This window comes from Stenotrophomonas daejeonensis (genome assembly GCF_001431505.1).
Classification (GTDB): Bacteria; Pseudomonadota; Gammaproteobacteria; order Xanthomonadales; family Xanthomonadaceae; genus Stenotrophomonas; species Stenotrophomonas daejeonensis.
The window spans coordinates 14,750-28,253 of record NZ_LDJP01000001.1 but is presented as its reverse complement, the minus strand read 5'-3'; the positions used below and the strand labels follow the sequence as shown (position 1 = coordinate 28,253).

The following is a 13,504-nucleotide window of genomic DNA, read 5'->3' as shown; positions in this document are numbered from 1 at the left end:
CGAAGCCGGCCCGAAGGGCATGCCGCAGGAGCGGCATGCAAGGGCGGATGGGGAGCAAGCGAAATCCAGATGGTTCAACCATCATCGACTTCGCTCGCCCCTCACCCCAACCCCTCTCCCGATGGGAGAGGGGCTTCAATCTCGGCGGGCGGCGGCGTCACGCCTGGCGCGGTCACCGAGCTGGCGTTGCAGCAGCGGGTCGAGCCGGATCGGCCGGTCCCAGTGGTCGTAGCTGGCCACCAGCGCATGCCGCACCGCGCGCCAATGCAGGTTGTCGGGCGCCACCGGCAGTGTCTGCACCACGGCTTTCCAGCCCTCGTCCGGATGCTGCGCACGCGCGCGCACCGGCTCGCGGCAACTGGTGCCGATGGCCTTGCCCCAGAAACAGGCGAACCAGACGTCGGCGGCCGCCCAGCCGTGCTGTCGCATCAGCGCTTCGGGATAGCCGCGCCGTGCACCGCCGTAGCGCACCAGTTCATCGACGAAGGCGTCCGGGTAGCGCTCGGCATAGCGGTTGACGTCGGCCAGTTGCCGGTCGAGCCAGGCATCGCCGGTGCCGGGGACATAGGCGGCGCCTTCGTCCGATGGCGTGGCCTCGCCGGTGGACTGCCCCAACGCCGGTAACGCGGTTGCGCCGCACAGCAGCAACACGGCAAGCAGCGCGTGGCGTGCTGCTGCCCCTGCTCGCGGCGCACGCGCGTTCACGCGGTTCCGGCCTCGATGGCGGCCACCACCTGCGGCCATTGCCACGCGGTATCGGCCAGGCGCAGGCGCGGTTCGTCGGCGGCGACGCCATGTTCGGCCTCGTGCGCCCAGGTCACCGCGTACGGGGTATGCACGCCCCAGCTGCCCAGCGCCAGCACCGGCTCGATGTCCGAGCGCAGCGAGTTGCCGACCATCACGAAGCGCTCGGCCGGCAGGTCGAACTCGGCCAGCACCCGCGCGTAGGTCTGCGGGTCCTTCTCCGAGACGATCTCGATCCGCGGGAACAGGTCGCGCAGCCCGGAGCGCTCGATCTTCTGCTCCTGGTGGAACAAATCGCCCTTGGTGATCAGCACCACCGGCCAGCGCGCGGCGATGGCGGCCACCGCCTCGCGCACGCCGTCGATGACCTCGACCGGATGTTGCAGGGTGCGGCGGCCGATCTCGACGATCTCGTGCAGGTGGCGCGCGGAAATGCGCTCGCCGGTCAGCTCGATGGCGGCCTCGATCATCGACAGGGTCATGCCCTTGGCGCCGTAGCCGAACACCGCCAGGTTGCGCCGCTCCACCTTGAGCAGGTGCCGGGCGGTGCCGGCGTCGTGCAGGTCGATGTAGTGGCCGAGGATGGATTCGAAGTCCTGCTCGGCACGGCGGTAATAGTCTTCGCTCTTCCAGAGCGTGTCGTCGCCGTCGAAGCCGACCAGGCCGATGGCGGAAGCGGTGTTCGGGGAAGTCATGGGCGCAGGATAGCAACCTGCCGCGGCCGGAGGGAGCGGCCCGCGGCCGCTCCCTCCGGTTCAATGCATGGATGCGCCGGCGCGTGGTTCAGCGCTGCTGTGCGGCGGTATAGGCACGGTATTCGTCGGTCGTCAGCTTGCCGTCCTTGTCGGCGTCGGCGGCGTCGAAGACCGACGCCAGGCCGGCGTGGGCCTGCGACTCGGCGCGGCTGATGGCGCCGTCGCCATCGGTATCCAGGCTCTCCCACGACTGGTCGCCGGATGCAGCGGCCGCGGCATCGGCGGCGGTACCCTGCTGCGCCTGCGTCGCCGGGTCCTGGGTCTGCGGCTGCGGTTCCGGCTGGGTCTGCTGGGCGAAGGCGGGCATGGCCAGCATGGCACCGGCGGCGGCAACGAGGGCGAACAGCGGGTTGCGGTTGCGAACGGTCATCGGATGTTTCCTCCTGCGATTCGGGGTGCGCGGTGATTCCGCACGGCCCCACCCTCGCAAGCCCGCCCTGAACTCCGTTTGTGGCGGAAATCCGCGGCGAATGCATCGTTAACCCTTGCCGCGGCGGGATCGGTTACGGCACTGGTTAGGTCGACGTGAGCGGCCGGTGAGGCGCGCATTCGGGCGTTCCATCCATGAACCCGCCACCGCCCGGAAGCGGCGTTCAATCGCCGCCGGTGTCACCTTCCCGCGTCACCTGCGAACTGAACGCCCGCCATCCCAGCCCCACGCCGACCAGTGCGCCGATCACTTCCAGCACGACGCGCGTGCCCAGTTGGTCCGGATCGTGGATGCTCGCCAACGCCAGCCGCGCGTAGAGCGGCGACTCCAGCCGCACCATGCCCAGCGAGAACATCTTCCAGATGTCCACGCCGGCGCCGATGGCGACGGCAGCCAGGCAGGCCCAGCCGATGGCGTGGCCCTGCGACAGCCCGATGCGGCGGCAGACCTGCCACCACAGCATGAACACCACGAAGCCGACCGCCAGCGCGATCAGGGCGGCTTCCAGCGAGCCGAGCAGGCCGTAGTGCAGTTGCAGGTTCATCGGGTACCGGTCGTTGGCGGGAGGCCCGCAGTGTATCCGGGCCGCGCCGGCGGCACGGCTCAGCGTACCGGGAAGTCGTAGGCGGTGCCGGGCGTCGGCTCCGGCTGGAAGGTGTAGTGCCACCATTCCATCGGGTAGTTGGCGAAGCCTTCGGCACGCATCGCCTCCAGCAGGCGCTGCCGGTTGCGGCGCTGCGACGGGGTGATCTCCGTGCTGTCGGTGTGGGCCAGCGGGTCGAAGCGGTCGAAGCCGGTGCCCATGTCCCGTTCCACGCAGGTGCCGCCACGGCAGTCGAGCAGGCCCAGGTCGACGGTGGCGCCGCGGCTGTGGCCGGACTGCGCGGCGATGTAGCCCTGCTCCTCCAGCAGGCCCTTGTCGATGTTCGGGTAGTAGCGGGCCTTGGCCAGCTGGTCGGCGGGGTCGTCGACCCAGCGCATGAACGACTGCACCGCGCGCACCGGGCGGTAGCAGTCGTACAGGCGCAGCGCGTGGCCCTGCGCCTGCAACCGGCGCTGCACCCGCGCCAGCGCCTGCGCGGCCGCGGCATGCAGGTAGCAGCGCGGCGCCTCGTAGCCGGGCACCGGGCGGCCGGTGAAGTTGTCGCTGCCGGCATAGCGCATGTCCGGCACGAAGCCCGGCGCCAGCGTGGCGACGTCGAGCATGCCGGCCTGCGCCGGGTCGGACGCCGGCGATATCGCCGGCACGTCACCGGCTGCCGCGCCGGCCGGGATCAGCAACGACGCGGCGATCACGACCATGTGCCGGAGCGGATGGACCATGCGGCGACCTCAGCGCCTGCCGGCGTCGGCCGCCAGCGCGTGCAGGATGCGCAGGTCCTCGGCATCCAGTTCGCCGCCGTCCAGGCCGCGAAAATGGTTGCGGAAGGCGCGCACGGTGGCTTCGCGGTCATCGAGCGGGTAGCCGACCAGCCGCAGCGCCGCCCACGGGTCGAAGCCGTCCGGCGCCGGCGGCGCATCGGCCGCCGGCCAGCGGCCGAAGCCGGCCTCGGCCAGCCGCCGCCACGGGAACAGCGGGCCCGGGTCGATCTTGCGGGTGGGTGCGAAATCCTGGTGCCCGACCACCTGCGTGCGCGGGATGCGCAGGCGCGTGCACAGGTCATCCAGCAGCACCAGCAGGCTATCGATCTGCGCCGGGGCGAACGGCGAGCGGCCGTCGTTGTCCAGCTCGATGCCGATCGAGGCGGAATTGATGTCGGTGATCGTGCCCCAGCTGCCGGCGCCACCGTGCCAGGCACGCCGTTCGTCGCTGACCAGCTGGTAGCGCTGGCCGTCGCGGCCGATCAGGTAGTGCGCGCTGACCGGGCCGCCGCTGTTGCGGCTGCGCAGCGTGTCCAGGCTGTGCTGCACCGAATCCTGCTCGGTGTAGTGGATGACGATCAGGACGGGCCGGCGCAGGTCGTGGTTCGGCGAGGGCACCCAGGTGGCCAGCGGGTTGCGCGCGGGTACGTGGCCGCAACCGGCCAGCAGCGCGGTGGCCAGCAGCAGCGGGAACGTCGCAAGTCGGATCTGCATCGTGTTCATGCCGGTATCGTGCCTGAAGTGAACATCATGACCGTGCATCGCCGCGTCACCGGCAATCGCCGACGCGGCTGAATTCCAGGTCCTGGAAGTCGTAGCTGAAGTCGATGCCCGGGTCGATGGCGCGCAGGTGCAGGCGCCGCTCCGGGCCGTCGCCGGTGAATTCCAACCAAGCGTCGGCGTCCTCGCCGATGCCCTGCCAGCGCACCCACGGGCGGCCGTCGGCCAGCACCACCCGGCCGTGCATCGCCGGCGATTTCTCGGAGGCGAAGGTGATGCCGTCACCGGCCGGGCACAGTGCGACCTGGCCGAACCACGGGTCGGCCCACACCCCGGCATCGGCGCCGAAGCCGGCCACCGTGGCCGGCACGCCCTGCGGCAACGGAACGGGGCCGTGGCCGCCGGCATGGCGTTGCGCGGCCTCCCGTTCCAGCAGGCCGGCGTAGTACGCCACGTCGAGGCCGGCGCCGGGCCGGGTCTGCTGCTTGAGCAGCGCCTGCATCAGCACCGTGCGCGCGTCCTCGGCCTCGCCGTTGATCAGGATCACCGCGCCGCTGCGCCGGTCCGGCAGCAGTGCCAGCGAGGAATACATGCCCGACAGCGTGCCGGTGTGCGCGACCTTCCATTGCCCATCCATGTCCGACAGGCGCCAGCCGTAGCCGTAGGCGTGGAAATGGGTGTTGTCCCAGTCGCGCTGGCGCTGGCCGACCGGCATCGGCATGTGCGCGGTCCACAGCGCGCGGCGTTGGGTTGCGTCCAGCCAGCCCGGCGCCTGTTGCGGGTCGAGCAGCACCTGCATCCAGCGCAGCATGTCGTTCAGGCTGCAACGCACGCCGCCGGCCGCCATCGACGGGAAGTCGTCCACGCGCGCCGGGTCGGCCGCCGCCGGAATGTTGCGCGCGGCCTCGCGCCGATGCGGGCGCGCGACGTTGCCGACCGCCGCCGGCGACCACTGCCCGGCCTGGCAGCGCGCCATGCCCAGCGGTTCGAAGATTTCCTCGCGCAGCAGCTGCGCATACGGCTTGCCGCCGGCCGCGGCCGCCACTTCGCCGGCCACCACGTACAGCAGGTTGTCGTAGGCATAGTCGGCGCGGAAGCTGCCCACCGGCTTGAGGTGGGCCAGCCCGGCGATGATGTCCTCGCGGCTGAAATGGTTCGGCTCCGGCCACAGCATCAGGTCGCCGGCGCCCAGCCCGAGGCCGCTGTTGTGGATCAGCAGGTCGCGCACCTGCATGTGCGCGGTCACCCACGGATCGTGCATGCGGAACTGCGGCAGGTGCCTGGTCACCGGGTCGTCCCAGCGCAGCCTGCCGGCCTGCACCAGCCGCGCCAGCACCGCGGCGGTCATCGCCTTGGTGTTGGAGGCGATCTTGAACAACGTGTCGGCATCGACCGGTACACCCTCGCCCGCAGCCAGTTCGCCGCGGGCGCCGGTATAGGCGACCTTGCCGTCCTCGATCACGCCGACCGCGATGCCCGGCAGCCGGTAATGCGCGTAGGCCGCGTCCAGCGCCTGCTGGTAGCGTGCCGCGCCGTCATCGACGGCGGCATGGGCGGCGGCCGGCAGCAACAGCAGGCACAGCAGCAGGCGCTTGGTCGGCATGGTTCCACTCCGCGGTTCGTGATTGTCCAAAGCGGCGCTGCCGTGCATTCCTGCACGGCAGCGGGTGTCGCGGCAAGCATTGCCGGCAGTGGCCCGGATCAGAAGTTCCAGGTCACCACCAGCTGCGCGTAGCGCGGGGATTGCCAGCGGGTGCCGGTGCCGTACAGGCCACGGGTGACGCCCGGCCCCTTCTCGTAGCGTGCGCGCTGGTTGATGACTTCCTGCTCGTTGAGCAGGTTGTAGACCGACAGCCGCGCCTTCAGGTCGATGCCTTCCACCGGCAGGGTCCAGGTGACGTTGGCGCCGAGGTTGTAGGTCCACGGCATGCGCCCGCCCCAGCCACGCCCGGCGTATTCGAACTCGCGCTGGTCCCAGGAGCCGTCGCAGTTCTTCACGCAATGCCAGAACGAGCCACCGCCGGAGCCTTCGGTCACGAAACTGGCGGCACCGGTGCTGTCGTCCGGCCATGCAACGCCCAGCGCGGTGATCGGCCCGCCGGACAGCGCGGTGAAGGTGCCGCCGAAGGACCACATTTCGTTGAGCTTGTAGCTGCCGCGCAGCTTGATCTGGTGGCGATGGTCGTTGAACAGTGGACCGTAGTCCTGGTTGTTGGCCGGGTGGTCCCAGTGCTGGACCATGCCGGTGTCGCCATAGTTGGTATCCGAGTTCACCGGGCCTTCGTGGTTGCCCTCGGACTTGGACCACAGGTAGGACGCGTTGAATGCCCACTTGTCGTCCCAAGCGCGGTCGATCTGGAATTCCAGCGCCTTGTAGGTGCGCTTGGGCTTGAAGTAGCCCACCACCTCGCCACTGCCCCCCTTGATGTAGCCGGCCTTCGAGGTGTCGATGGTGATCCAGCCCTCGGTGTCGCAACCGATGTCCTCGTTGCCCCAGATGGTCACCTTCTCGCCGGGGTTGGCGATCGGCCACAGGCTGTAGCCGACCGGGCCGCAGGGGGTGTGGTTGATGCGGATGTCGTCCATCGCGTTGGGCATGCGCCGGTAGGTCGCATTGACGCCCCACGACCAGGCCTGGTTGATCATCTGCTGGAAGCCGAGGATCGCCTCGTCCTGGTAGACCGCGTCCAGGTCGCGGCTCACGCTCTGGCGCAGGTCGTCGACCGGCAGGTTGTAGGAATCGTCGACCGGGCCGATCTGCGCCCCGAGGACCGGTTCCATGTAGCCGGAGCCGGTGACCGGGTTGGTCGCCGCCCGCCAGCCGTCCAGCGCGTAGAAGGTGCGCTCGTCGATCAGGCCGCCGGCGAAGTTGTAGTTGATGATGTTGGTGACCGGCAGGTAGTAACGGCCCAGGTTGCCGGACAGCTTGGTGCTGCCGTCACCCTTCATGTCCCAGCTGAAGCCCAGCCGCGGCGACACCAGCTTGTCCATCTTGATGAAGCTGGCGCCGCTGGCGGTCTTGTTGTCGAAACCGTCCACGCGCACGCCCAGGTTCAGCACCAGGTTGGGGGTGACGCTCCAGACGTCCTCCAGGTAGTACGCGTTGGCCGTGGTCTCGAACACGCCGCCATCGATGCGCCGGCGCCCCATCACGATCGCGTCGACGCCGCCGGGCACGAGCGCGCCATTGTCCAGCTCGGCGCCGGGCGTGGCAGCGAAGACCGAGTAACGCATGCCGGTCGAACCCGGGTAGCGCGTGGTGCGGTCCGTGGTCATTTCCTCGCGGTCCAGGCCGAAGCGCAGCAGGTGGTCGCCCAGCACCCATTCGAAATCCAGGCGTCCCACCTTGCGCTCGTCATGGTGGTCGACCACCGACGTCGACGTGCTGGGGTGGCAGCTGACCGCCGGCTGGCCCATCGCGGTGTAGACGCTGTTGTAGCTGGCGTCGATGAGCACCTGCGAGCACAGCGCGTCGGCCGGCGAGGCACTGAGCGCCCGGCTGCGGTTGACGCCGTACATCGCCTTGGCGGTGAAGTTGTCGCCGAACTGGCCGATGTAGGTCAGCGAGCCGTTCTTGCCGCCGCCATCGTCCACGCTGGTGCCCTTCAGGTCACCGATGGCGCGGGTGTCGAAGTCGTAAAGACTGGTCGAGTTGTCGGTGCTGCCCTCGTCCGAGAAGGCCAGCAGCTCGAGCCGATGGTCGTCGGTGATGTTCCAGTCCAGCTTGGCGCCCCAGAATCCGTTGTCGGACTTGGCGCGCGACCACTCGGTGCCGGCGTTGTTGGTGTTGCCGTAGGTGCCCTGGCGCTGTTCGTACATGCCGAAGAAGAACAGCCTGTCCTTCACCAGCGGGCCGGACGCCCACACGTTCGCCTTCATGAAACTGCTGGTGTCGTGGCTGGCCTTGTACACGGCCGAGGCCGCGGTGCCGTCGCCGTCGACCCTGTCGAACTGGTGGTCGTCCGCCTTCGAGCGCCATGCGTTCGGCTCGAAGGTGAACTCCACGCCGCTCTTGAATTCGTTGCTGCCGGAGCGGGTCACCGCGTTGATCACGCCGCCGGTGCTGCGGCCGAACTCCACCGAATAGCCGCCGGTCTTGACCTGGAATTCCTGGAAGAAGGCGAACGGCGCGCTGGAAAAGCTCTGCCGGCGGTAGAAGTCGGTGACGTTCAGGCCATTGATGAAGACCGAGTTCTCGGCCACCGACGAACCGCCGAAGCTGATGCCGCCGAACGAGGAGTTGCCGCCGACCACGCCCGGCGCCAGCAGGGCCACCGAGCCCATGTCCTGCGCCACCGGCATGCGTGCCAGTTCTTCGCGGGAAACGGTGGTGACCGTCTCGGTCGAATACACGTCCACCCGGTTGACGATGCGCGAGCCGACCACCTGGATCGAGTCCAGCGTTATCGCCTCGCCGCCACCGCCGAGGTTGACCGTGGTGGTGCCGCCCAGCGCCACGTTGACGCTCAACGGCTCGCCCTCGCTGCGGCCGTCGCGTTGCAGCTGCAGGCGGTAGTCGCCCACCGGCAGCTGGCCGAGGCGATAGTTGCCGTCGCGGCTGGCGGTGACGGTGCGGGTCAGGCCGGTGGCGGTATTGGTGATGGTGATCTGGTCACCGGCGTTGGCGCGGCCGGCGATGGCGCCGGTGGCGCTCTGCGCCATGACCGTGGGCGCCAGCGCTCCCAGACAGGCACCCAGTGCGACGCAGAGCGCCGCCTTCTTCAGCATTTTCGTGTTCATCGTTCTGCTCTCTCCTGCAGAGGTTGGAAGTACGGCGGTGGTGCAGCGCTTCAAGCCTCCGGCGGCGGCAATACCTGCCACCGGAAGTCGTAATCCCACTGGTCGAAATAGAGGTTGCCGCCGGCCCACTCCACTTCGCCGCGTTGCGAATCCACCGTTTCCGAGCGGAAGTGCCGCTTGGCCGGCCACAGCGGTTGCGCGTAGTCGTCGTTGAAGGTGATGCGGTAGGCGTCCAGCCCGCCGAAATAGAAGTCGCGCAGCGCAGGTTGCGCGCTGTCGAGCGCGCCGGTGGTCACGTCCATCGGCACCCAGCCGTAGGGCGCCAGGTACAGCGCGCCCCAGTCATGCAGGTTGCTGTAGCCCACCGCGTCGTCCGAATACACCATGCCCGACTGCCAGCGCGCGGGGATGCCGTTCAGCCGCAGCAGCGCGATCAGCAGCAGCGTCTGCTGGCCGCAGTCGGCGTGGTTGGCGTGCAGCGCGTGATCGCTGATGTTGCCGAGGGTGGAATATTCGCGCGCGCCGCCCCACGGGATGCGGTCCACCGCGTCGAACAGCCTGCGCGCGACGCGGTACGGGTGGGTTTCATCGCCCACCACCTCGCGCGAGAACGCACGCAGCGCCGGGGTGAACAGCACGTGCGGGGCGCGCTCGGCCAAATATGGCGCCAGCGCCGGGTCGTGCGGCGTCGGCTGCACCTTGTCCGGGTCGATGGCGACGTGGCGCGCGTACACCGTCAGCTCGTAGCTGACCGAGAACTCGGTGGGGGTGCCGGCCACCGCCGTGCGCTCCAGGTAGGCGGTGCGCTGCAGGGTCGATTCCGGCGCCACCCGCGCGCCTTCCGGCACGCTGCCCAGCCAGCGGATGTCCTGCTGCTGGCCGGCGATGGCGCGCGGGTACGGGATCCACGCGCGCACGGTTTCGCCGGCCGGCACCGCGTCGGCCTCAACCGTGAGCGACTGCGTCACCCGCACCCGCCGCGGCGCGACGCTGGAAGCGCCGCTGGCCTGCGCGGCGGCCAGCACTTCGGCATGGTGCGGGGTCGGCACTTCGAACGGGCCGGGCGCGGGTGGCTTGATCGACGGCGCGCGCCGCGCCACCGCCGCCGCGCTGACCCGGAACAGGTTGGACGGCGCACGCTTGAACCAGCGGCGCTCGCCGTCGATGTCCAGGTGCTCGATCAACCCGGCCTCGTCCCAATCGCGGAATTCTTCCTCGCGCAGGTCGGGGATGTAGCGGCGCACCGCCGCCATCGCCTGTTCGCGGTCAAGGCTGAAGTCCAGCCGTATCCGACGCATGCGCTCGCGCTGGAACAACCAGTCTTCGCGTTGCGCCGCGGGCAGGTCCTGTTGCCGCAGCGCCGCATCGATCTGCGCCTGCGCGGCGGCGAAATCGCCGCGGTCCACGCGCGTGGCCACCTGCGCCAGCGGCTCGCCCGCGGCGGCCGCGAACGGCAGCAGGCACAGCAGCCCGGCAGCGAGCCGGCGCGGCCGGGAGGCGGCAAGAACAAGGGCGAACTGGCGAAACGCGGATTCCACGGCAACACTTCCCGGGTGCAGGGTGGTAGCCGTGGTGTAGCACGCCCCCGATGGCCGGTCAATAATTTATTCTTGCTTTCGACGAACAAAGGAATAACTATTCTTCACGCATCCCGATGGAGCCCGCCGATGAACGCCCTTTCCTCCCGGCTGCCGCTTGCGCGCGTGCTGCTGCTTGCCGCGACCTTGTGCGTGGGGCCGGCCTTCGCGCGCGGCCCCGCGCCCGTGGTCGCGCCCGGCCATGCCGGCATCGTCGGCCTGCACGAGGCCTACCTGTCGCCCGGTTACTGGATCGCGCGCCAGGCCGAACCGGACCGGGTGATCCTCGACCGCGCCAGCATCGCCGCGCAGAACGCGCGCATGCGCCAGCTCGACGGTTCCATCCATGACCTGCGCGCGCTGCCCGCCACGCTGGCGCGCGATTTCGTGCGCGAAAAGATCGATGCGATCTCGCACCTGCCGCCGCGCACCCTGTACGACGTGCAGGGCAACGAGGTCGGCGCCGCGCAGCTGCGCGCGATCAGCGACAACCTCGCGCTTGACCGCATCCCCGCCAGCCGCCCGCTCCAGTACGGGCTGGTCGTGCACCGCGCCGCGCTGCGCGCCGTCCCCACCGGGCTGCGCGTGTTCAGCGGCCGCGGCGATACCGACATCGACCGCTTCCAGGAGTCGGCGCTGTTCCCCGGCGACGCGGTGGCGGTGCTGCACGAGAGCGCCGACGGCGATTGGCTGTTCGTCGCCAGCGAACGCTACGTGGCATGGATCGAAAAGCGCTTCGTCGGCATCGGCGACGCCACGCAGGTGTTCGGCTACGGCGCCCACGGCCCGTACCGGGTGATCACCGGCGCCACCGCCTTCACCGCCTACACGCCGGAGGAACCGCGCCTGTCGCGGCTGCAGCTGGACATGGGCGTGCGCGTGCCGGTGCTGGCCGACTGGCCGCCGCTGCAGCCGGTCAACGGCCAGCAGGGCCATGCCGGCCACGTCATCCAGTTGCCGGCGCGCAACGACGACGGCAGCCTCGCCCTGCTGCCGGCGCTGCTGCCGCGCTCGCAGGACAGCAGCGACGACTACCTGCCGCTGACCCCGCGCAACCTCGTCACCCAGGCATTCAAGTTCCTCGGCGAGCGCTATGGCTGGGGCCATGCCTACGACACCCGCGACTGCAGCGGCTTCGTCTCCGAGGTCTACCGCAGCTTCGGCGTGCTGCTGCCGCGCAACACCAGCGCGCAGGCGGTGAGCCCGGCGCTGGACCGCCTCGCCTTCGGCGACAAGGACGGCAAGGCCCGTCGCGACGCCGCGGTGGACGCGTTGCAGGTGGGCGACCTGGTCTACATCCCCGGCCACGTGATGCTCACCCTCGGCCACGCCGACGGCATGGCGTGGATGATCCACGACACCTCCGGCGGCAGCTGGTTCGGCGCCGACGGCAAACGCGTACCGGCCCACCTCAATGGCGTGTCGGTGACGCCGCTGCAGCCGATGATGGCCAGCGACACCGCCAGCTACGTCGACCGCATCACCAACATCCAGCGCATCCGCCCGCGAACCGCCAAATGAAGATCACCGACATCGAACTGGGCATGCTGCGCGTGCCCCTGAAGACCCCGTTCAAGACCGCGCTGCGCACCGTGGAGACGGTCGAGGACATCGTGGTGCTGGTGCGCACCGACAGCGGCCACACCGGCTACGGCGAGGCGCCGGCCACCGCGGTGATCACCGGCGACACCCACGGCTCGATCGTCGAGGCGATCACCCAGTGCATCAAGCCGCGGCTGATCGGCGAGGACGTCGCCAACCTCAACCGCATCTGCGCGCTGGTGCAGGGCTCGCTGGAGCGCAACACCAGCGCCAAGGCGGCGGTCGAGATCGCCCTCTACGACCTGTGGGCGCAGCTGCACGGCGCACCGCTGTACCAGATGCTCGGCGGCGGCGACCCGGTGATCACCACCGACATCACCATCAGCGTGGACTACATCGACAAGATGGTGGCCGACTCGCTGTCGGCGATCGAGCGCGGCTTCGAGTCGCTGAAGATCAAGGTCGGCAAGGACATCGGCCTGGACATCGAGCGGGTCAAGGCGATCCATGCCGCGGTCGAGGGCCGCGCGCTGCTGCGGCTGGACGCCAACCAGGGCTGGACCGCCAAGCAGGCGGTGTACGCGATGCATGCGCTGGAGAACGCCGGGGTGGTGCTGGAACTGCTGGAGCAACCGGTCAAGGCCGCCGACATCGACGGCATGAAGTACGTCACCGAGCGGGTCAACACGCCGGTGATGGCCGACGAGAGCGTGTTCGGCCCGCACCAGGTGTTCGAGCTGATCCAGCAGCGCGCGGCGGACATCATCAACATCAAGCTGATGAAGACCGGCGGCCTGTCCAACGCGATCAAGGTGGCCGACATCGCGGCGCTGCACGGCATCCCGTGCATGATCGGCTGCATGCTCGAATCGAGCATCAGCGTGGCCGCGGCGGTGCATCTGGCGGTGGCCAAGGCCGACGCGATCACCAAGGTGGACCTGGACGGGCCGTCGCTGGGGCAGTTCAACCCGGTGCGCGGCGGGGTGATCTTCAACGAGTCGGAAATCAGCATCACCGACGCGCCGGGATTGGGCATCACCGAGGTCGAAGGACTGGAGATGCTGAAGCCATGACCACGGCAGCACCGGCAACCGGCACCAGCGCTGTTGCTGTTGCTGTTGCTGTTGCTGTTGCTGTTGCTGTTGCTGTTGCCCGTGATTTTGCCGTTGCCCTTCGGCTTTTGACTTCCCCTGCCGTAAAGCGAGCCGAGCACCGCAGCGGGACGGGGGGCGAAGAGGCGCACGTGTCTGAGCGAAGCGAGTTGTGCGCCGTCCCCCCGTCCCGCGAGGAGCGCAGGGGACCGATGCGGCGCAGCCGTATCGGCTCGCGTCCGGCTGTGCTTTCTTTTGGTTACTTTTCTTTGCACAAGCAAAGAAAAGTGACTCGCTCCTGCGAAGCAGGAGTGAAAGCTTTGCTTTCATGCCTTGGCTATTGCCCCCTTCCCGAGGGGGGAATCAAGTTCCTTGGGAAAGGGAAGGCGAGGCAATGAAAGGAAGCAGGAGCAAAGGCTTTCGCTCCCCTGTTGGGGAGCGAGCTACTTTTCTTTGCTCGTGCAAAGAAAAGGTAGCCAAAAGAAAGCACGCCCTGCCTCCGCGCCCACGGCACTGCGTGCCGCGGGTCCACTCCGCCGCCGG

General features: G+C 69.1%; 11 protein-coding genes. 2 read left to right on the top strand and 9 right to left on the bottom strand.

All coding sequences use genetic code 11. From position 1 onward, the window contains the following. Positions 1 to 135: 135 nt before the first annotated feature. The 9 genes from ABB34_RS00125 to ABB34_RS00085 form a co-directional block, all read right to left on the bottom strand. On the bottom strand, positions 136 to 705 hold the full coding sequence (locus tag ABB34_RS00125; RefSeq protein WP_083489994.1) for a hypothetical protein: 570 nt from the start codon (positions 703 to 705) through the stop codon (positions 136 to 138). Beyond that, entirely contained in the window at positions 702 to 1,439 is a 738-nt protein-coding gene (locus ABB34_RS00120; protein WP_057639209.1) for an HAD family hydrolase, read from the bottom strand. Before ABB34_RS00120 ends, ABB34_RS00125 begins: the two co-directional genes overlap by 4 nt. An 88-nt stretch (positions 1,440 to 1,527) precedes the next feature. Further along, a complete protein-coding gene (locus ABB34_RS00115) occupies positions 1,528 to 1,869 on the bottom strand; it encodes a hypothetical protein (RefSeq protein ID WP_057639208.1) in 342 nt (113 codons plus the stop codon). Between the two features lie 223 nt (positions 1,870 to 2,092). Next, the gene (locus ABB34_RS00110) at positions 2,093 to 2,473 is read right to left on the bottom strand and encodes a hypothetical protein (protein ID WP_057639207.1); all 381 of its coding nucleotides are present in this window, start codon (positions 2,471 to 2,473) and stop codon (positions 2,093 to 2,095) included. Positions 2,474 to 2,532: 59 nt separating this feature from the next. After that, a complete protein-coding gene (locus ABB34_RS00105; protein ID WP_057639206.1) occupies positions 2,533 to 3,231 on the bottom strand; it encodes a M15 family metallopeptidase in 699 nt (232 codons plus the stop codon). Between the two features lie 30 nt (positions 3,232 to 3,261). Next, the gene (locus ABB34_RS00100; protein WP_057639212.1) at positions 3,262 to 4,005 is read right to left on the bottom strand and encodes an N-acetylmuramoyl-L-alanine amidase; all 744 of its coding nucleotides are present in this window, start codon (positions 4,003 to 4,005) and stop codon (positions 3,262 to 3,264) included. 55 nt (positions 4,006 to 4,060) lie between these two features. Further along, on the bottom strand, positions 4,061 to 5,614 hold the full coding sequence (locus ABB34_RS00095; RefSeq protein WP_057639205.1) for a serine hydrolase domain-containing protein: 1,554 nt from the start codon (positions 5,612 to 5,614) through the stop codon (positions 4,061 to 4,063). Between the two features lie 98 nt (positions 5,615 to 5,712). Next, positions 5,713 to 8,751, bottom strand: coding sequence for a TonB-dependent receptor (locus ABB34_RS00090; protein ID WP_057639204.1), 3,039 nt, complete (start codon positions 8,749 to 8,751; stop codon positions 5,713 to 5,715). Between the two features lie 50 nt (positions 8,752 to 8,801). After that, positions 8,802 to 10,289 carry a transglutaminase-like domain-containing protein gene (locus tag ABB34_RS00085; RefSeq protein ID WP_083489992.1) on the bottom strand — a complete coding sequence of 496 codons (1,488 nt, stop codon included), beginning with the start codon at positions 10,287 to 10,289 and terminating at the stop codon, positions 8,802 to 8,804. 129 nt (positions 10,290 to 10,418) lie between these two features. Here ABB34_RS00085 and ABB34_RS00080 point away from each other — a divergent pair, with 129 nt between their 5' ends. Then, positions 10,419 to 11,849, top strand: coding sequence for a C40 family peptidase (locus ABB34_RS00080; RefSeq protein ID WP_057639203.1), 1,431 nt, complete (start codon positions 10,419 to 10,421; stop codon positions 11,847 to 11,849). Then, complete coding sequence (locus tag ABB34_RS00075) at positions 11,846 to 12,943, top strand: dipeptide epimerase (RefSeq protein WP_057639202.1); 1,098 nt, start codon at positions 11,846 to 11,848, stop codon at positions 12,941 to 12,943. Before ABB34_RS00080 ends, ABB34_RS00075 begins: the two co-directional genes overlap by 4 nt. Positions 12,944 to 13,504: the final 561 nt, after the last annotated feature.